This window comes from Burkholderia sp. AU4i (assembly GCF_000466765.1).
Lineage (GTDB): Bacteria > Pseudomonadota > Gammaproteobacteria > Burkholderiales > Burkholderiaceae > Burkholderia > Burkholderia cepacia.
The window spans coordinates 45,588-64,521 of the sequence record NZ_ASSI01000088.1 but is presented as its reverse complement, the minus strand read 5'-3'; the positions used below and the strand labels follow the sequence as shown (position 1 = coordinate 64,521).

At 65.4% G+C, this 18,934-nt stretch carries 19 protein-coding genes and 1 tRNA gene; 9 read left to right on the top strand and 11 right to left on the bottom strand.

Annotated elements, in window-relative coordinates; all coding sequences use genetic code 11:
* A partial coding sequence (locus tag L810_RS20555) for a M48 family metallopeptidase (RefSeq protein WP_042975517.1) occupies nt 1-931 on the bottom strand: 931 nt, incomplete at its 3' end.
* Between the two features lie 273 nt (nt 932-1,204).
* On the opposite strand from L810_RS20555, the gene moaC reads away from it, so the two are divergent.
* Nucleotides 1,205-1,693 (top strand): cyclic pyranopterin monophosphate synthase MoaC, encoded by a 489-nt coding sequence (moaC, locus tag L810_RS20550; RefSeq protein WP_021160201.1) that lies wholly within the window; start codon nt 1,205-1,207, stop codon nt 1,691-1,693.
* Between the two features lie 90 nt (nt 1,694-1,783).
* Nucleotides 1,784-2,989: a hypothetical protein gene (locus L810_RS20545; protein WP_021160200.1), complete on the top strand. Its 1,206-nt coding sequence runs from the start codon at nt 1,784-1,786 to the stop codon at nt 2,987-2,989.
* A gap of 126 nt (nt 2,990-3,115) precedes the next feature.
* Here the strand turns inward: L810_RS20545 and L810_RS20540 are convergent, their stop codons facing one another.
* The 10 genes from L810_RS20540 to L810_RS47390 all read right to left on the bottom strand — a co-directional run bounded on the left by L810_RS20540 (nt 3,116) and on the right by L810_RS47390 (nt 12,481).
* Nucleotides 3,116-3,466, bottom strand: coding sequence for a TonB family protein (locus L810_RS20540; RefSeq protein WP_042975516.1), 351 nt, complete (start codon nt 3,464-3,466; stop codon nt 3,116-3,118).
* 452 nt (nt 3,467-3,918) lie between these two features.
* Nucleotides 3,919-5,697: a PglL family O-oligosaccharyltransferase gene (locus tag L810_RS20535; protein WP_042975514.1), complete on the bottom strand. Its 1,779-nt coding sequence runs from the start codon at nt 5,695-5,697 to the stop codon at nt 3,919-3,921.
* A gap of 153 nt (nt 5,698-5,850) precedes the next feature.
* The gene (locus L810_RS20530; RefSeq protein WP_021160197.1) at nt 5,851-6,447 is read right to left on the bottom strand and encodes a pilin; all 597 of its coding nucleotides are present in this window, start codon (nt 6,445-6,447) and stop codon (nt 5,851-5,853) included.
* Nucleotides 6,448-6,544: 97 nt separating this feature from the next.
* Nucleotides 6,545-7,249 (bottom strand): TerC family protein, encoded by a 705-nt coding sequence (locus L810_RS20525; RefSeq protein WP_021160196.1) that lies wholly within the window; start codon nt 7,247-7,249, stop codon nt 6,545-6,547.
* A gap of 161 nt (nt 7,250-7,410) precedes the next feature.
* Nucleotides 7,411-8,292 (bottom strand): succinate--CoA ligase subunit alpha, encoded by an 882-nt coding sequence (sucD, locus tag L810_RS20520; RefSeq protein ID WP_006477916.1) that lies wholly within the window; start codon nt 8,290-8,292, stop codon nt 7,411-7,413.
* Between the two features lie 68 nt (nt 8,293-8,360).
* The gene (sucC, locus tag L810_RS20515; protein ID WP_006477915.1) at nt 8,361-9,527 is read right to left on the bottom strand and encodes an ADP-forming succinate--CoA ligase subunit beta; all 1,167 of its coding nucleotides are present in this window, start codon (nt 9,525-9,527) and stop codon (nt 8,361-8,363) included.
* A gap of 68 nt (nt 9,528-9,595) precedes the next feature.
* Nucleotides 9,596-10,204: a DUF2889 domain-containing protein gene (locus L810_RS20510; RefSeq protein WP_042975512.1), complete on the bottom strand. Its 609-nt coding sequence runs from the start codon at nt 10,202-10,204 to the stop codon at nt 9,596-9,598.
* Nucleotides 10,205-10,350: 146 nt separating this feature from the next.
* Nucleotides 10,351-11,220, bottom strand: a complete 870-nt coding sequence (gene recX, locus L810_RS20505; protein ID WP_021160194.1) for a recombination regulator RecX — start codon at nt 11,218-11,220, stop codon at nt 10,351-10,353.
* Nucleotides 11,220-12,290 carry a recombinase RecA gene (gene recA, locus L810_RS20500; protein WP_021160193.1) on the bottom strand — a complete coding sequence of 357 codons (1,071 nt, stop codon included), beginning with the start codon at nt 12,288-12,290 and terminating at the stop codon, nt 11,220-11,222. The genes recX and recA overlap by 1 nt, the downstream gene beginning before the upstream one ends.
* Before the next feature lie 50 nt (nt 12,291-12,340).
* The gene (locus tag L810_RS47390; RefSeq protein ID WP_153488778.1) at nt 12,341-12,481 is read right to left on the bottom strand and encodes a hypothetical protein; all 141 of its coding nucleotides are present in this window, start codon (nt 12,479-12,481) and stop codon (nt 12,341-12,343) included.
* On the opposite strand from L810_RS47390, the gene L810_RS20495 reads away from it, so the two are divergent.
* The 7 genes from L810_RS20495 (at nt 12,480) to L810_RS47375 (ending at nt 18,595) form a co-directional block, all read left to right on the top strand.
* Nucleotides 12,480-13,208, top strand: coding sequence for a response regulator transcription factor (locus tag L810_RS20495; RefSeq protein WP_042975510.1), 729 nt, complete (start codon nt 12,480-12,482; stop codon nt 13,206-13,208). The genes L810_RS47390 and L810_RS20495 overlap by 2 nt on opposite strands.
* A 17-nt stretch (nt 13,209-13,225) precedes the next feature.
* A complete protein-coding gene (locus tag L810_RS20490; RefSeq protein ID WP_021160192.1) occupies nt 13,226-14,773 on the top strand; it encodes a sensor histidine kinase in 1,548 nt (515 codons plus the stop codon).
* Between the two features lie 225 nt (nt 14,774-14,998).
* On the top strand, nt 14,999-16,657 hold the full coding sequence (locus tag L810_RS20485; RefSeq protein ID WP_021160191.1) for an MFS transporter: 1,659 nt from the start codon (nt 14,999-15,001) through the stop codon (nt 16,655-16,657).
* 155 nt (nt 16,658-16,812) lie between these two features.
* Nucleotides 16,813-16,889 (top strand) — tRNA-Met (locus L810_RS20480).
* 1 nt (nt 16,890) lies between these two features.
* Nucleotides 16,891-17,139, top strand: coding sequence for a hypothetical protein (locus tag L810_RS48475; protein ID WP_155753924.1), 249 nt, complete (start codon nt 16,891-16,893; stop codon nt 17,137-17,139).
* Complete coding sequence (locus L810_RS47380; RefSeq protein ID WP_155836322.1) at nt 17,140-17,532, top strand: hypothetical protein; 393 nt, start codon at nt 17,140-17,142, stop codon at nt 17,530-17,532.
* Between the two features lie 55 nt (nt 17,533-17,587).
* A complete protein-coding gene (locus tag L810_RS47375) occupies nt 17,588-18,595 on the top strand; it encodes a hypothetical protein (protein WP_155836320.1) in 1,008 nt (335 codons plus the stop codon).
* Nucleotides 18,596-18,934: the final 339 nt, after the last annotated feature.

Sequence of the window (18,934 nt, the reverse complement as noted above, 5' to 3'; positions counted from 1 at the left end):
GCTCGCCGGTCAGCGGGTGCGTGCGCGCATACGCGGGCACGCCCGCATCACCCATCGACGCGCGATCGAGCCGCTCGAAGAAACCCGGCATCCCGTACGGGTCGTAGCCCGCGCCCGCGAGCAACTGGAAGCCGACGCGATCAGCCTCCCGCTCGGCCGAACGCGAGAAGCGCAGCTGGTTGTCCACCGCGTACGCCTGCCCGCCCACCGCGATTGCGCTGCCGAGGTCGCCGCTTCTCGCGAGCACGCCGGCCAGCACGCCGAGCAGCATCGTCGCGAGCGCCGTATAGCCGGTCTTCTCGTTCGCGCCGATCATCCGCGCGATGTGCCGCTGCAGCACGTGGCCCATCTCGTGGCCGACCACCGACGCGAGTTCCGACTCCGTCTGCGTCGTGACGACGAGCCCGCTGTTAATCCCGATGAAGCCGCCCGGCATCGAGAACGCGTTGATCTGCGGATCGCGCACCGGGAACAGGTCGAAGTCCGGTGTATAGCCGCCGATGAAGCGCGCGGCCGCCGCGGCCGCGAGCCGCGCCGCCATCGCATTCAGGTAGTCGCGCACGAGCCAGTCGTCGAGATAGTCGGGATCGCGCCGCACTTCGCGCATCACCCGCTCGCCGAGCCGGCGCTCGGCCTGTGGCGTCAGCGAGCCGCCGGAACCGTCGCCCAGGTCGGGCAGCTCTAGCACGCGCAGCGGCGCGCGCAGGCTCGCGGCCGGTGCCGATGCGCTGCCCGCGTCGGAGAACCGGCTCTCCGCGCCGCCGTACGTACCGAATACGCCGGCCGCGATGCCGGACGGCACGGTGGAAATCGAGCGGGCGCCGTCGGCCGCCGCTTCGAGCGGCGGTGCGGACGCACGCTGCGCATGGCCGCTCGGCGGCAATGCGAGCGCCACCGACAGCGACACGGCAAGCAACTGTTTGACACGCATGGCAGGATGAAAACGACGCCGTCCCGCGCGCCGGGCGCGCATCGCGGCGTTTGGTCTGAATATTCGGGCCATTGTACCGGCGCCGCGATGACTGTCCCGTGCCGCGCCGGTGCCATCTGCGCTCCGGCGACGCGAACGCCGCTGCTATGATAAGCGCCCGTTGAAGCGTCGTATCGGGTCGGGGAGCCGGTTTCGGATGCCGCGCGCCGCCCGATCGCGAAGCAGGATCGACGGACGTGCTCGTGCGAGCACGCCGTTCCACTGGAGCATGACATGTCAGGACTCACCCATTTCGACGCCGCCGGCCATGCGCACATGGTCGACGTCGGCGGCAAGCAGGAAACCCAACGCATCGCGATCGCGCGCGGCACGATCCGGATGCTGCCGGCCACGTTCGCGCTGATCCGCGACGGCAAGGCCAAGAAGGGCGACGTGCTCGGCGTCGCGCGCATCGCCGCCATCCAGGGCGCCAAGCGCACGGCTGACCTCATCCCGCTGTGCCATCCGCTCGCGCTGACGCGCGTGGCCGTCGATTTCGAGCTCGACGACACGCTGCCGGGCGTCCACTGCGTCGCGCAGGTCGAGACGTTCGGCCGGACCGGCGTCGAGATGGAAGCGCTGACCGCCGTGCAGGTCGGGTTGCTGACCGTCTACGACATGTGCAAGGCGGTCGATCGCGGGATGGTGATCAGCGACGTGAGCGTGCGCGAGAAACGCGGCGGGAAGTCGGGAGACTGGAAGGCCGAAGACGTCGCGGGTTGACCGCCAGCGGTAAAAGCAGCCACTCACGGAGCAGCGCCGGCCGTAGCGATGCCCCGTTCGAACGATAAAAACCAGAAAAACGCCTCATTCATGAAGAATCCCACGCTGAAATGCGCCGCGCCGCTGCTGTGCGCATTCCTCCTGCTGCCGGCCGCCGCATCGGCCGCCGGCGCCTGCCCCGCCGCCGACACCGCCGCACGCGCGGCCATCGACGCGCAACACCGTGTACAGCAGGTCCGCAATCCGCCGAGCGACGGGCCCGGCGTCGAGATTTCGCCGCCGCTGCGCGACGCGCTGCGTACGTACAAGCAGGCGCTCGCCGGCGCGATCGATGCGCGGCTCGCCTGCAGTGACGAACAGGTCGACCCGGCCGCGCTGAAACGCACGCTCGCAGCCGCGCTCGGCGTGCCGGCCCGGCCCGTCCAGCCGAAAGACGGCGAATCGGCGTTCGGCCGCAATCCGGACGTCGACGTCGAACGCGGCGGCACGTCCCGCCCGTTGCTCTTCGTGCGCGCCGGCTTCGACATCGCATGCGGCGACGACAACCTGCTGACCGCCTACGCATGGGAAAACGGCGGCTGGCGGCGCGTGCTGCGCTGGCAGGCCGACGACTACAAGGACATCGGCGGCGCGTATGGCAGCGGCTTCTGGTTCTCGGCGCTGCCCGGCGGGCAGGTCGCGGTCGTCCACGGCACGCCGTGGTGCGCGTCGCGCTGGAGCCAGTTCGCCGCGGACGTGGTCGCACCGGCCAACGGCCCGACCGCGCAACGCGTGCTGTTCCATGCAGAGAACAGCTACGTGCTCGACGAAAACCCGATCCGGTTCAAGGTGCGCCCCGACGGCTTCGAGGTGCGCGCGACGGTCAGCTCGATGGACAGCGAACTGTTGACGCGGCCAGGCGTCTTCCGCTATCGCGTCGACGGCGGCACCGTGCAGCGCGTACAACCCGTCGCGCTCAACGGCCGCGATTTCGTCGACGAATGGCTGAATGTGAACGATGCGCAGGCGCGCGAATGGAGCGAACCCGCCGCGGCGGCTGCCGCGCTAAAGGGCCGGCAGGCGTTCGACAAGGCCCGCAAGGCGCCCGGCACCGGGTTCGAGTACGGCCCGGTGCGCAGTTGCTCGGACAGCAAGGACCGCTTTCAGGTCGAACTTGATCTGACGGGCAACACCGGGGAAACGGTTGCGCGGCACTATGCGCAGATACGCCAGGAACGCAACGGGTTCACGCTGCTCGGGCTGAGCACGGCGGCCGAGCCGACTTGCCGCGGCGCGAACCTGATGCCGCGGCACTGAACGTCAGGCACGCGCGGCCCGACGGCCGCGCGCGGCGACATTCGGCGGCCATGCGCCACGAAGGGGCCGGCAGGAGACCATACCGGACGGCAACCGGCACGCACGCCACGCCGCGCCGCCCGCGCATCACTTGCCGCGCTGCGGCTCGAACACGAACGGTTGGGTCAGCAGAAACGGATTCGCGGTCGCGCCCGTCTGCACGCAGGTTGCGTGCGTCATCGCGTCGACGGCCGCGCGATCGGCCGCCGCATTACGGCTGCTCGTCGTCACGGTGACGTTCTGCGCTTCGCCGGACGTCGTCATCAGCGCACGCACGAGCACGGTCGCCTGGCGCGTGAGCGGCTTAGCGGTATCCGGATAAACGGCGCGGGGGATGTGGCAGGTCAGCTTGCTTTCCTGCGACGACGACAGCATCGCGCAGCCGGAAAACAGCATCGCGACGGCGGGCAGGATCAGGTAGGTCGAGCGAATAGCCATGGTCGAATATCGTTCTTCAGCACTGTTGCGGACGAACGCGCCGCGCGCCGGGGAACATCGCCCGGCCGCATCGCATGCGTCACACCGCGCCGCGGCCATCGGACCGGCGCCCCGTTACGGCCGCACGGCCGATCGATGCTCGGCCGCGATCCTGCGTGGCGGACTTCCCGGGTAGCCCGGTGTTGCCGGTGTTCGCGCCGCCCCTGCCTCACACGGGCCGGCACGCGAGCGCTTTCGCGCATTGTGCACGCGCCGCCCGGCGAGCGGCGGCGATTTGACAATGGTTGACGCGAATCGCCGCGCCTTCAGCCGGAATCCGCGCAATCCACGAGGTAATCGATACGCGCCGGATTCGCCCGGTTTACACCGCGCGGCTGCGTTCGGCACGCGCCGCAGCTCCCGCACGGCCCGGCCCCTGCCGGCATTCCCCGTTCCGGCTGGGGCCGCGCGTATCAATCCGAATCGTCGTCGTCCTCGTCGTCGGCCGCGTCGGCCGGAACTTCGCCGTATTTCGCTACGACCGCCGCCTTGAACGTCTTCAGCGCCGGCTGCTGGTCGCACAGCTTGTACAGCGCCGCCAGCTGTTGCGGCCAGTCCTTCAGCTCCTTGGCGAACACGTGCAGGCGCGCGACGGTGTCGAGCGCGTCGGCTTCGCGGCCGGCCAGTGCCTGCAGCACCGCATAGCGGCGCAGCACCGTTTCGCCGGGCAGCAGCGCGATCGCGCGCTCGTGCGCGGCGAGCTTGGCCGGCAGGTCGTCCGCCGAAATCGGGAGCAGCGTGGCCGCGCCGTATTCGCCCCAGGCGCCGAACAGCAACGACGGCGCGTCGCGGTATTGCGCGGCCGGATCGCTGCCGTAATACAGCACTTCCGCGCGCTGGTAGTCGCGCAGCACGGGCACCGCCGCCAGCACGCCGCCGACCGACAGCACCGCGAACAGCCCGAAGGCTGCGCGCCCCGGCAGGAAACGCAGCGGCTTCACGTCGAGCAGCCCGATCACGAACATCGCCGGCAACAGGAAGAACATGTACTGCTGCGGATACTCGACCAGCGCATGCATCAGCAGGATGCCGATCAGCGCGAAGCCGAACACGCGCATGCTCGACTGCGGCGCTCGCACCGCACGCACGAACCACGTCACGAGCGCAACGACGAGCACGCCCAGGCCGACGAGGCCGGACTTCGCGAGCAGGTCGATGAAGATGTCGTGCGAGTTGTTCGCGATCTCGACGCCGCCCAGCGAGCGCACGAGCGCGAACTGGTGTGACGGGAATTCGCCCCAGCCGACGCCGAGCAGCGGGTGCTCGCGGAACATCGCGAGCCCGTACTTCCACAGTGCGAGGCGCGGCGCGATCTGCCCGGCGTCACGCATCCGGTCGGCCGCGGATTCCGCGAGGTTCAGGTGATAGTGCACGTTGGCCCAGCGCACCGCGACGTTCACCGCGATGAACGCCACCGCGAGCACGACGGGGACCAGCCACGCGCGCGCATTGCCCGGCGCGCGGCGCGATTCGAGCCACGCCATCCAGAAGCCCGCGACGACCATCACCGCGACCTGCAGCCACGGCCCGCGCGACACCGTCAGCGCAAGACCGACCGACAGCACGAGCGACAGCGCGAGCCACGCCCATACCGCGAGCCGGCGCGTCTGCACGAGATACAGCGCGCCCGCAAGCGCGAACGCGATGTAGCTGGCCAGATGGTTCGCCTGCGCCATGTTGCCGTACGGGCGGCGATCGACCGCGACGTTGTACACCACGACGAACGGCGACAGCGCCGACTCGAGGTGGAACAACTGCACGATCTGGGTGCCGACCGCGAACACGCCGCCGACGAGCAGCGCGCCGGCCATCATCCGAGACACGGCCTCGGCCAGCCCGTCGCGCGCGAGCGTAAAGCCTGCCTGCATTGCGACCAGCGCGGCGGCGAGATAGCCGACCGCGAGCCAGTTCATCGACGGCACCTTGAGCGGGATCAGCGCGACCTGCGCGATGAGCACCGCCGCGAACCCGAGCGGCGCAACGAACGCGGCCGGTGCGGCGAACGGTTCGGCCGGGCGACCGGTGCGCGCGAGCAGCACGACGGACACCCCCACCAGCAGATACAGCACCAGCGCGGAAAACTCGGAATAGAAGGTCGGGATCGGATACGTGTGATTCGTGATCGCGTACGGCACGATCAGGGCGACAGCCAGCGCAACGAGCGGCAACGAACGGGAAAAAGTAGAAGGCATGAGCGAACCGGATGTCAGCAACCGGCGCACTATACAAAACTTTCCCCCCTCTGTGCGGGGCCTTCGCGCCGCGCCCCGGCGCGGGGCGGCCGCCCCGGCCGACCGAAACGGCGGCCGGCATGCTGCCCGTGCCGCCCTGCTCCGCTGCCGGCACTACGCGCGGCACTCCGCCGGCGCATATTTCGCAGGCAGCGTAGCGGCATCGCCCGGCAACGGCCCGGCCCCCGGCGCCGGCAGCGACGACGCGCCCTTGCCGGCGGCGAAGCATTCCCACGCGATCGCGCCGGCCTGCATCGCGCCCTTTTTGAGCGGCACGCGTGCGGTGGGCGCGTCGGCCTTGTCGGGCGCGGACGGCACGAGCACCAGCGTATTGGCGCCCGCCGCCGCGACGCGCGTGGTGAAGGCGACCGTGATCTGGCCGGTCTCGCCGTCGATCGCGACGGATTCGACGTTGCGGGTCGCGGCCGGCGGGCTGTAGCCGCCGTCGAGGCCCGCGCCGCTCGCGGCGTTGTCGGCGACGGCCAGCCGCGCGGACGACGCAAGCGCGAGCCCCTCGCCGACACGTGAGCGCGCAAGGTAATCCTGGTACGCGGGAATCGCATAGGCGGCGATCACGCCGACGATCGCCAGCACGATCATCAGTTCGATCAGCGTGAAGCCGGCCGGCCGCCAGCGCGGCGACGACCGATGTGCGCGCCGCAGGTCGGCGGCAACACGACGGAACAGGGAAACGGAAAAGGCTTCGAACATGGCAGGCTCCGGAAACGAAAAACGCCTGCCGTTAAAGGCAGGCGTCTCGATCGTAGCCAGCAGGCCGTGAATCCGGCAGTCGGCCGGATGGCCAGTGTCAGTGCGCGCGCGGTGCGCCGCTGCGCCGCCTGAGCGCGTAACCGATCGCCACCACGAACAGCGCGCCCGCGATGCTCGCCCCGTACAGCACCGGCTGCGTATCGAGCACCGGCCAGCGGTCGCCGACCGGGTCGTTCACGATCAAGCCGCCCGCGATCCAGCCGAGCAGCCCGGCGCCGAGCGCCACGACGATCGGGAAACGGTCGAGCAGCTTCAGCACCAGCGTGCTGCCCCACACGATGATCGGCACGCTGACGACGAGCCCGAAGATCACGAGCGGGATCCGGTGCGACGGGTCGGCCTGCTCGGCCGCACCGGCGATCGCGATCACGTTGTCGAGGCTCATCACCGCGTCGGCGATCACGATCGTCTTCACGGCGTCCCACAGCCGGCTGGCCGGCTTGATGTCGTCGTGCGCATCGGCGGCCGGCGCCATCAGCTTGATACCGATCCACAGCAGCAGCAACCCGCCGCCGAGCTTCAGGAACGGCACGTCGAGCAGCGCGACCGCAAACGTGATCAGCGCGACGCGCAACAGGATCGCACCCGCAGTGCCCCAGATGACACCGCGCAGCCGCTGGTTCGCGGGCAGGTTGCGGCAGGCGAGCGCAATGACGACGGCGTTGTCGCCGCCGAGCAGGATATCGATGATGACGATCTGGAGCACGGCGCCCCAGTGCAGCGACGTCAGGAATTCGAGCATGGGGTGATGTGGGGGGCAGTGGCGGCCTGGCAGGCGGCCGGGTTCATCGCCGGCGCATGCACGACGCATGTCCGGTGGGTGCTTACGAATTCATTGCGCGAGCATAACAAAAAACGCCGGCAAGGCCGGCGTTTTTTGCAGGACGAACCCAGGGGGAAATATTACAGCGCCTTCTTCAGCAGACGGCCCATTTCCGACGGGTTGCGCGTGACGGTGATGCCGCACGCTTCCATGATTTCCAGCTTCGCTTCGGCCGTATCCGCACCGCCCGAGATCAGCGCGCCGGCGTGGCCCATGCGCTTGCCCGGAGGCGCCGTGACGCCCGCGATGAAGCCGACGACCGGCTTCTTCATGTTGTCCTTGATCCACTCGGCTGCATTGGCTTCGTCCGGACCGCCGATTTCGCCGATCATCACGACTGCGTCCGTATCCGGATCGTCGTTGAACATCTTCATCACGTCGATGTGCTTCAGACCGTTGATCGGGTCGCCGCCGATACCGACTGCCGACGATTGGCCGAGGCCCAGTGCCGTCAGCTGCGCAACGGCTTCATACGTCAGCGTGCCCGAACGCGACACGACGCCGATGCGGCCCTTGCGGTGGATATGACCCGGCATGATGCCGATCTTCAGTTCGTCCGGCGTGATCGTGCCCGGGCAGTTCGGCCCGAGCAGCAGCGTCTTGCGGCCTTCGCGACGCATGCGGTCCTTCACTTCGATCATGTCGCGCACGGGAATGCCTTCCGTGATGCAGATCGCGAGATCGAGGTCGGCTTCGACCGCTTCCCAGATCGCAGCGGCTGCGCCTGCCGGCGGCACGTAGATGACCGACACGGTCGCGCCGGTTTCCGCCTTCGCTTCCTTGACGCTCGCGTAGATCGGAATGCCTTCGAAATCTTCGCCGGCCTTCTTCGGGTTCACGCCCGCGACGAATGCTTCGCGGCCGTTTGCGTATTCACGGCAGGCGCGCGTATGGAACTGACCGGTCTTACCGGTAATGCCCTGCGTGATGACCTTCGTGTCCTTGTTGATCAGAATCGACATGTATTTTGACCTCTGTTCGATTGGCGTCGCGTGCAAGCCGCGCCGCCATACCTATTCATTGAGCGCGCTTACTTGCCTGCGGCAGCCGCGACGACCTTCTGCGCAGCTTCTTCCATGCTGTCCGCCGAGATGATCGGCAGGCCCGAATCGGCCAGCATCTTCTTGCCGAGGTCCTCGTTCGTGCCCTTCATGCGCACGACGAGCGGCACGTTCAGGTTCACGGCCTTCGAACCGGCGATCACGCCTTCCGCGATCACGTCGCAGCGCATGATGCCGCCGAAGATGTTCACGAGGATCGCCTTCAGGTCCGGGTTCTTCAGCATCAGCTTGAACGCTTCCGTGACCTTCTCGGTCGTCGCGCCACCGCCGACGTCCAGGAAGTTCGCCGGTTCGCCGCCGAACAGCTTGATGGTGTCCATCGTCGCCATCGCGAGGCCTGCGCCGTTCACGAGGCAGCCGATGTTGCCGTCGAGCGAGATGTATGCGAGGTCGAACTTCGACGCTTCGATTTCAGCCGGATCTTCTTCGTCCAGGTCGCGGTACGCGACGATTTCCGGGTGGCGGAACAGCGCGTTCGAGTCGAAGTTGAACTTCGCGTCGAGTGCGGTGACCTTGCCGTCGCCGGAGACGTTCAGCGGGTTGATTTCAGCCAGCGATGCGTCGGTTTCCCAGAATGCCTTGTACAGGCCTTGCAGGATCGCGCGCGCTTGCGGGATCGAAGCAGCCGGCACGCCGATCTTCGCGGCCAGATCGTCTGCCTGGGCGTCGAGCAGGCCCGTCGACGGCTCGACGATGACCTTGTGGATCAGTTCCGGGTGCTTCTCGGCAACTTCCTCGATGTCCATGCCGCCTTCGCTCGAACCCATCAGGACGATCTTTTGCGAGATGCGGTCGACGACGAGGCTGACATACAGTTCCTGCTTGATGTCGGCGCCTTCTTCGATCATCAGGCGGTTGACCTTCTGGCCTTCCGGACCGGTCTGGTGCGTGACGAGCTGCATGCCGAGGATCTGGTTCGCGTATTCGCGGACCTGCTCGATCGACTTCGCCACCTTCACGCCGCCGCCCTTGCCACGGCCACCCGCGTGAATCTGAGCCTTCACGACCCATACCGGGCCGCCGAGCTCTTCTGCCACCTTGACGGCCTCGTCAACCGAGAACGCCGGCTTGCCGCGCGGTACCGCGACTCCGAATTTCCGCAGGATTTCCTTACCCTGGTACTCGTGAATCTTCATGCGTGATTCCCTTCAGTCTGAGAGTTGGATGAAAAGTCGCTTTAGACGCTTCTTCGAATGATTTCCGTTCATTCCTTCGTGCTGCCATCACCGGGCAAATCCGGCCGAAGCGGGCCATACCACCGCGGGTAATACTGCCGCACGACCTCGCCGTCGAACCGCAATGCCCGGCAGCGGCCGAGCTGGAAAGGCGGTTCGGCGTGCACGTCGCCCTGATCCGGCCCTTCGCCACCCTCCTCGCGCACATTCCACACGTCACCGGCGAACGCCTGGATCGCTGCGGTCGGCAGCACGGCGCACAGTTCGGTGAGATGGGAACAGCCTGCGACGCCGGCGAGCAGCCGGTTCGCGTTGCGGCGGAAATTGCGGAAGAGATTGAGCCCTATGAGGGCCCGATAGGCAGGAGGGGCGGATTGACAGTGACCGGGATAGGGAACCCATTCCGAAGACGCTTCGGCGTCGACGACATTGAGGTCACGATCGATAGTCACGCGCAGCCAGAGTTCGTGGATCGGCAGGCCCTGGGGCCGGATGCCCGACGCAAGCGCGACATCGCGCGGCTTGTGGTCGGTCAGGCAGGCTTCGATGTCCCACAAGCCGTCGCCGCGCTCGTAAGCTTCCGCTCGGATTGCGCGTCGATGTCGCAACTGACGGGGCACGGGCTCGGATAGCGGCATGCTGGAGGTTGAGGCCGAAGAGGAAAACCCACGGATTTTAGCATATTGGGTATTTGAGACACTTTGACGCGACGGCGGGTATTCCCGCCTGTCCGGAAGCAGTTGCGTTGCAGCAAAATCGCGCGCCACGCGCGCGATCGGCACGATCAGTCGTCGATCGGGAAATCGTCGCCGACCTTCAGCAACTTCACGATGGTCGCGCTCGAGAAGCCCCGCGCCGCGAGAAAGCGCGCCTGCTTCGCCCGCTCGGCCGGCGTTTGCGGCAGTGCACCGAATTTCTTGCGCCAGACCGCCTGCGCACGCGCCCATTCGGTCTCGCGAAGCTGCGCGTTGACCTCCTCGACGAGCGTGTCGCCGACCGCATGACGCTTCAGCTCGCTGACGATGCGCGCGACGCCGACACGCGACGCGCGGCGATGCACGAGACTCTCGGCAAAACGCGCATCGGACAGCCAGCCATCCTTCTCCAGCGCATCGAGCACCGGTTCGACGGACTCGTCTTCGCCGACATACGGTGCGAGCTTGCGCGCGAGTTCCGTGCGGCTGTATTCGCGCCTCGACAGATAGCCGAGCGCACGGCCTTTCAACGAACGCGGCGGCTTCGACGACTTGCGCGCGCCGGCACCCGGATCGTCGCCGGAAGCAGCGCTTGAAGCACCGCCCGACGCACGGCGTGTGCGGCGCGGATGCTGGCTGCTGCGCGTATAGACATCTTCCGTCGCAGGCGCCGACGCACCGGATGCGCGATCGCCAGGGAAACTGACACCGGACACGCGACGACGGGAGCGGTCGTGTGCGTCGAACGATTCATCGTCGTCGAACGGATCGTCCGGTGCGGCAATCTCAAACGAAACGAGGGCATCGTCGGATGCCCTCGTCGCGGTGCGGTTCGCGGCATGGCTGCCCGCGACCCGCCGATCGGCGCTCGAGGATCCGGCTCGCCGGCCGGGGCGACCCGCCGCTTCGGGCGCGTCGCTCTCCTCCGGCTCGCCAGCCTGACCTCGGCGCCCGACCATCACTCTTCTTCGTCCACCGCCTCGGCTTCGTTGCCTGCACCATCGGGCATTGCGACGACGCCGAGCGATTCGCGGATGCGGTTCTCGATCTCGCGCGCGATTTCCGGATTCTCGCGCAGGAATTCACGCGCGTTGTCCTTGCCCTGGCCAATCTTCTCGCCGTTGTAGCTGTACCAGGCGCCTGCCTTGTCGACGATCTTCGCCTGCACGCCGAGATCGATGATCTCGCCCTGACGCGAAATGCCCTCGCCATACAGGATGTCGAAGATCGCTTCGCGGAACGGCGGCGACACCTTGTTCTTGACGACCTTCACGCGGGTTTCGTTGCCGATCACCTCGTCGTTCTTCTTGATCGAGCCGATCCGGCGGATATCGAGACGCACCGACGCATAGAACTTCAGCGCGTTACCGCCCGTCGTGGTTTCCGGGTTGCCGAACATCACGCCGATCTTCATACGAATCTGGTTGATGAAGATCACCAGGCAGTTCGTGCGCTTGATCGTGCCGGTCAGCTTGCGCAGCGCCTGCGACATCAGGCGGGCCTGCAGGCCCGGCAGCGAATCGCCCATCTCGCCTTCGATTTCGGCCTTCGGCACGAGCGCCGCGACCGAGTCGATGACGATCATGTCGATCGAGCCCGAGCGCACCAGCGCATCGGTGATTTCCAGCGCCTGCTCGCCGGTGTCCGGCTGCGAAATCAGCAGCTCCGGCACATTCACGCCGAGCTTCGACGCGTACTGGACGTCGAGCGCGTGCTCGGCGTCGATGAACGCTGCGGTGCCGCCCAGCTTCTGCAGCTCGGCGATGACCTGCAGCGTGAGCGTGGTTTTACCGGACGATTCCGGGCCGTAGATCTCGACCACCCGGCCGCGCGGCAGGCCGCCGACGCCAAGCGCGATATCGAGGCCCAGCGAACCCGTGGAGACGACCTGGATATCTTCCGCCGCCTCGCCGTCGCCCATGCGCATGATCGAGCCCTTGCCGAACTGCTTCTCGATCTGGGCAAGCGCGGCGGCCAGCGCCTTGCTCTTCTCGGCGGTCATCCCGGAGCCCTTCTTGCTATCTTCCATGAATCGTCCTTTGCTATGATGAGCAGCGTCTGTCAGAGGCGCGCCCGCTTTCAAGCGCCGCCCACGAATGCAGACACTGTATAAAAAAACAGTGTTTTGTGCAAGCCCGCAATGCAGGCTGCGTTGTACACGAATAACTTCGGAGACAGCCGGCCGGCGCGAACGCCCTGCCGGCCATCGGTCAGCACCATGCGAATTCTCATCGCGGAAGACGACAGCATACTCGCGGACGGCCTCACCCGGTCACTCCGCCAATCGGGCTATGCGGTCGACCACGTGAAGAGCGGCGTCGATGCCGATACGGCACTGTCGATGCAGACGTTCGACCTGCTGATCCTCGACCTCGGGCTCCCGAAAATGTCCGGGCTCGACGTGCTCAAGCGCCTGCGCGCCCGCAATTCCAATCTCCCCGTGCTGATCCTGACGGCCGCCGACAGCGTCGACGAGCGCGTGAAGGGGCTCGACCTCGGCGCCGACGACTACATGGCCAAGCCGTTCGCGCTCAACGAGCTCGAGGCGCGCGTGCGCGCGCTGACCCGGCGCGGTGCGGGCGGCGGCCCGACCGTCGTGCGCCACGGCTCGCTCGCGTTCGACCAGGTCGGCCGCATCGCGTACGCGAACGATCGCGTGCTCGACCTCTCCGCACGCGAGCTCGGCCTGCTCGAGGTGCTGCTGCAGCGAATCGGCCGGCTCGTGTCGAAGGAGCAGCTCGTCGACCATCTGTGCGAATGGGGCGAGGAAGTCAGCAACAACGCGATCGAAGTCTACGTGCACCGGCTGCGCAAGAAGATCGAACCCAGCGGCGTACGGATCTCGACCGTGCGCGGCCTCGGCTACTGCCTCGAGAAGGCCACGCCCGCCGCGCCGGCCGACTCGGCCGCGCCCCAGCCCGCGGTGGCCGGCACGCCGCTGCGCTGACCCCGGGCGTTGCCGCGATGGCCACGCCGGCCCCTACCCGCCACCCGACCGGCGCGCCGTCGTCGGCCGCCGACGAAGCGCGCGACGCGCGCTACGAGAACCCGTTCGCGCCGCCCGACGAAACCGATGCGCCCGAAGCGCCGCGCCCGCGCTCGCTGTTCGGCGAGATCCTCGACTGGATGCTCGCGCCGCTGCTGTTGCTGTGGCCGATGAGCATCGCCGTCACCTACCTCGTCGCGAAGACGATCGCGAACGGCCCGTTCGATCGCGCGCTCGAGACCAACGCGTACGTGCTCGCGCGGCAGATCCATCCGGTAAACGGCGTCGCCGAGCTGACGCTGCCGCAGCAGACGCGCGACTTCCTGCGCGCGGACAACGTCGACAGCGTCTATTTCCAGGTGCTCGGCACCCGCGGCGAACTGGTCGCGGGCGAAGCCGACATGCCGCTGCCGCGCGACGAGGACCGCCCGCCGCCGGGCGTCGTCATGTTCCGCGACGACCTGCTGCGCGGCAACGACGTGCGCGTCGCGTATACGACGGTCGCGCTGCCGCAATCGGACAGCACACAGCCCGTGCTCGTGCAGGTCGGCGAAACGCTGGACAAGCGCAACGCGCTCGCGAACGACATCATCAAGGGCGTGATCCTGCCGCAGTTCGTGATCCTGCCGCTCGCGATCCTGCTGGTCTGGTTCGGGCTGTCGCGCGGGCTCGCGCCGCTCAATGCGCTGCAGGCGCACATCCGTGCGCGGCGGCCCGACGACCTGTCGCCGGTCGAGGCGCAGCGCGCGCCGCCCGAGATCGAGCCGCTCGTCACGTCGTTCAACGACCTGCTCGCCCGTCTCGAACAGAACATGGCGCTGCAAAAGCGCTTCATCGCCGACGCCGCCCACCAGATGAAGACGCCGCTCGCGGGCCTGCGCACGCAGGCCGAGTTCGCGCTGCGCCACCCCGTCCCGCCCGACGTGCAGCGCTCGCTCGAACAGATCGCGACGAGCTCCGAGCAGGCAGCACGGCTCGTCACGCAACTGCTCGCGCTCGCGCGCGCCGAGAACCGCGCGAGCGGGCTGACGTTCGAGCCGGTCGAGATCGCCTCGCTCGCGCGGCGCGCGGTGCGCGACTGGGTGCAGGCCGCGCTCGCGAAACGCATGGATCTCGGCTACGAAGGGCCGCCGGACGACACGCCGCTCGACGTCGACGGCAACCCGGTGATGCTGCGCGAGATGCTCGGCAACCTGATCGACAACGCGATCCGCTACACGCCGGAAGGCGGCCGCATCACGGTGCGCGTGCGCGCCGAGCCCGCCGCGCGGCTCGTGCATCTCGAAGTCGAGGACACCGGGCCGGGGATCCCGGCCGCCGAACGCGAGCGCGTCGTCGAGCGCTTCTACCGGATCCTCGGCCGCGAAGGCGACGGCAGCGGCCTCGGGCTCGCGATCGTGCGCGAGATCGCCACGCAGCACGGCGGCACGCTGACGCTCGACGATCACGTCTACCAGCACGCCCCGCGCCTCGCCGGCACGCTCGTGCGCGTCAGCCTGCCGCTGACCGAAACCGCCCCGGATTAACCCTGACGCACGCCGCCGCAGCCCGCCCCGATTACGTCAAAATCGACGATTTCGGCGACGTTGAAAGCGCGATAGGCACTCAAAGCCGAAAATTGGACGAAAGTCGACGCACATCCGCTTTGCACACGCGAGTCAGTCCGCCGTAAGTTTCCCTACCAATAATCGTCAACAGGCCCGCCCCACCCAAGGCGGCCGCACACCTACAAAGGGACTTGGAGACGACTCATGGCAACGTTAGGCGGGCAAATTTCGCACGCGCCGATGACGGGCGAAGAGAAGAAGGTGATCTTCGCGTCGTCGCTCGGCACCGTGTTCGAGTGGTACGACTTTTACCTGGCCGGCTCGCTCGCGGCCTACATCAGCAAGAGCTTCTTCTCCGGCGTCAACCCGACCGCCGCCTTCATCTTCACACTGCTCGGCTTCGCGGCCGGCTTCGCGGTGCGGCCGTTCGGCGCGATCGTGTTCGGCCGCCTCGGCGACCTCGTCGGGCGCAAGCACACGTTCCTCGTGACGATCGTGATCATGGGCGTGTCGACGTTCGTGGTCGGCTTCCTGCCCGGTTACGCGTCGATCGGCATCGCCGCGCCGGTGATCTTCATCGCAATGCGGCTGTTGCAGGGTCTCGCGCTCGGCGGCGAGTACGGCGGCGCGGCGACCTACGTCGCCGAACACGCGCCGGCCAATCGTCGCGGCTTCTACACCGCGTGGATCCAGACGACCGCGACGCTCGGCCTGTTCCTGTCGCTGCTCGTGATCCTCGGCGTGCGCACCTTCATCGGCGAGGAAGCGTTCGGCAGCTGGGGCTGGCGCGTGCCGTTCGTCGCGTCGATCCTGCTGCTCGCGGTGTCGGTGTGGATCCGGATGCAGTTGAACGAATCGCCGGTGTTCCTGCGCATCAAGGCGGAAGGCAAGACGTCGAAGGCGCCGCTGACCGAAGCGTTCGGCCAGTGGAAGAACCTGAAGATCGTGATCCTCGCGCTCGTCGGCCTGACCGCCGGCCAGGCCGTCGTGTGGTACACGGGCCAGTTCTACGCGCTGTTCTTCCTCACGCAGACGCTGAAGGTGGACGGGGCGAGCGCGAACATCCTGATCGCGATCGCGCTGCTGATCGGCACGCCGTTCTTCCTGTTCTTCGGTTCGCTGTCGGACAAGATCGGCCGCAAGCCGATCATCCTCGCGGGCTGCCTGATCGCGGCACTGACCTACTTCCCGCTGTTCAAGGCGCTCACGCACTACGCGAACCCGCAGCTCGAGATCGCCACGCAGAAGGCGCCGATCACGGTCATCGCCGATCCGGCCGCCTGTTCGTTCCAGTTCAACCCGGTGGGTACGTCGAAGTTCACGAACTCGTGCGACATCGCGAAGAGCGCGCTCGCGAAGGCCGGCCTGAACTACGAGAACGTCGCGGCACCGGCCGGCGCAACGGCGGAAATCAAGGTGGGCGACACGGTGATCCCGGCCTACGAAGGCAAGGCGACCGACGCGAAGGCGCAGGGCGCGGCGTTCGACAAGACGCTCGCGTCAACGCTGAAGGCGGCCGGCTACCCGGCCAAGGCGGACCCGGCGCAGCTCAACTGGCCGATGACGATCGTGATCCTGACGATCCTCGTGATCTACGTGACGATGGTCTACGGCCCGATTGCCGCGATGCTGGTCGAGATGTTCCCGACGCGGATCCGCTACACGTCGATGTCGCTGCCCTATCACATCGGCAACGGCTGGTTCGGCGGCTTCCTGCCGGCCACCGCGTTCGCGATCGTCGCGGCGAAGGGCGACATCTACTCGGGCCTCTGGTATCCGATCGTGATCGCGCTGGCGACGTTCGTGATCGGCCTGCTGTTCGTCAAGGAGACGAAGGACTCGAACATCTACGCGCAGGATTGAGGGTGAAGGGCGGGTTGTCGTTTGCCGGACGCGGGTTCCGGCGACCGACACCCCGCCCCACGGCGAGGCCGGCACGGGCCGCCGGCAACTTTTTTCGCGGAAGATGAAAAAAGGTGTTGACAGCCCAAGCGTCGATCTACATAATTCAAGTCTTCGGCGAATTAGCTCAGTCGGTTAGAGCGACGGAATCATAATCCGCAGGTCCGGGGTTCGAGTCCCTGATTCGCCACCAAATGCGAGAGCCGCTGTTTCGAAAGAAACAGCGGCTTTTTCATTTTCCCGATGCCGCGGCAAGTGGCACGGATGATCAAAATTCCCTGCCCGCGACGCGATCGCCACGGCACCTGGTATCTCCGGGTCGCCCCCAATCTCTTCAAGCTGCGCTCAAACAGGCAGAGTTCAAGAAGCCACTCGGTTCGACGGATTTCCAGCAGCAAGAATTGCCTGCGCTCCACATTGATATGCAGGCCGACGCCAACTAGGTGAGCAAGCCGAAGATCACCGATTTCGCTCTCACTTCCCGCGACCTGCACAAATATCGCATCAATCTCAAGGAAGGCATCATCGATGCGATTGACACGGACGATCACACGCGCATGATGGATGCCATTGAGCGAGTAGGCATGTTCAAGGAAGCCATGACTGTGCGACCGGGAAGCTCGAAACGCAGCCGTCTTTGCTCTCGGAGGCCGTCAAAAGAAGCTCGGAAACAACATATCGAACAAGTGCATCGGCTTCAAGATTTTTTCAAGAACTTCATGTGCCGACCACTATCAACGGGAATCACTTCCACTCAATCAATCCCACAAAAAGTCCAAACTGCAAAATCATCTTCTGCAAGCAGACGGCGGAATTTATTTTGCCAATGCGAGTAATTACGATTTTTGATAGAGTTGCAACTCCCCGCACCAAGACAAAGAACGTGGTCACATGGATTTGATCGAAACACCAGAAAACCTTATCGACAAGTCAGAGAAATTTATCGGCTTTTACTCAAAAGACGGATTCTGGGTTGACAAGAGAATTGACATCGAGAATCCCGACGATGTGCGAAAACTTTTCGGGATTATCCCGGATATTGCCATATCAGCGGAATTCAAAAAATTCAGAGCTTTCGTATGTGTAGACGGATTGATACTTTTGCGAGTAGAGCATCTTGCACGGACTATGCCAAGCATTGGCGACCCACGACAACTATCGGATAGCTTGCAGTGGCTGGAGTCCCATCTTGACTATGCAAATGCACTGCAACTGTGCATTGAGTCGGAGTCAATCAAGGACAGCACATCTCCCGAGATAATCAGTACCTCTGTTTTAAATTCCGATACTTGTCGAGTAGGTTTCATTGATGGCATACCTGTTAATAGAAGCCTGGAGAACAACAGATCACTCGTAGCAGCCCGGCATGAATTAATTGTTTGGCTCTCGAGTGGAATGCCAGCACAGCAACACCCGCAAGCCACATCACCCGCGTGGATGTCCTGGACTGTTGTTCCCAAAAGTGTCATTCATTCCGCGATAGAGATTTTCTCGCTGATTTGTGGTGACGAAAACATCATAAAATGGCTGTCTTTTATCTCCAAGGCGAAAACCTCTCACTTTAACAACGATTTTCGAGTGGCATTTGTTTTACTATGGTTCGTAATTGAATCGGCAGCAAAATCACTGGCATTAAAGAACGGAATTAATCCAAGAAAAATTAAAACAATGGAGTTGATTGCCCATGAATTACGCCTGAAGAATTTGATCAATGACGAAATGTTCGATAATTTAACAGTTTTGCGGAAAGAGGTTAGAAACAAGCTTTTTCATGAGCCTGCCGATACCGTTTGCCTGCCTCATCATTCTGTGGCGGCCGCGAAGGTGGCCATTGACCTTGTCGTGAGAGGCCGAGCAATTGATCTGAATACAAAATGGACAACGAGCGCGCAATTTTGAGTCAGGATGGATCGTCCGGAAACGGCGCTGTCATTGGCAAGAATGGAACGCCTCGATAGTCCGACAGCACGCCCTTTCATTTCAACGCTCCAGTGCCCGCTCCTTCTTTCGTCGCCGCGAAGATCAGCCGTTGCATTCGCTCCCGGCTCCCGAACTTTCGAGGTCTGAAGATCCACGCAACCAATGCCGGCGACACGTCCTCAAACAGACAGTCCGCATCATCAACGCCTGTACACGGTGATACCGAACGGCGCAAGAATCGATACCCCGCGCAATGCCACCCGGCACACCGCAGTAAGCACACGACACCGCGCTTAGAATCCGTACGTCCAAATTCCC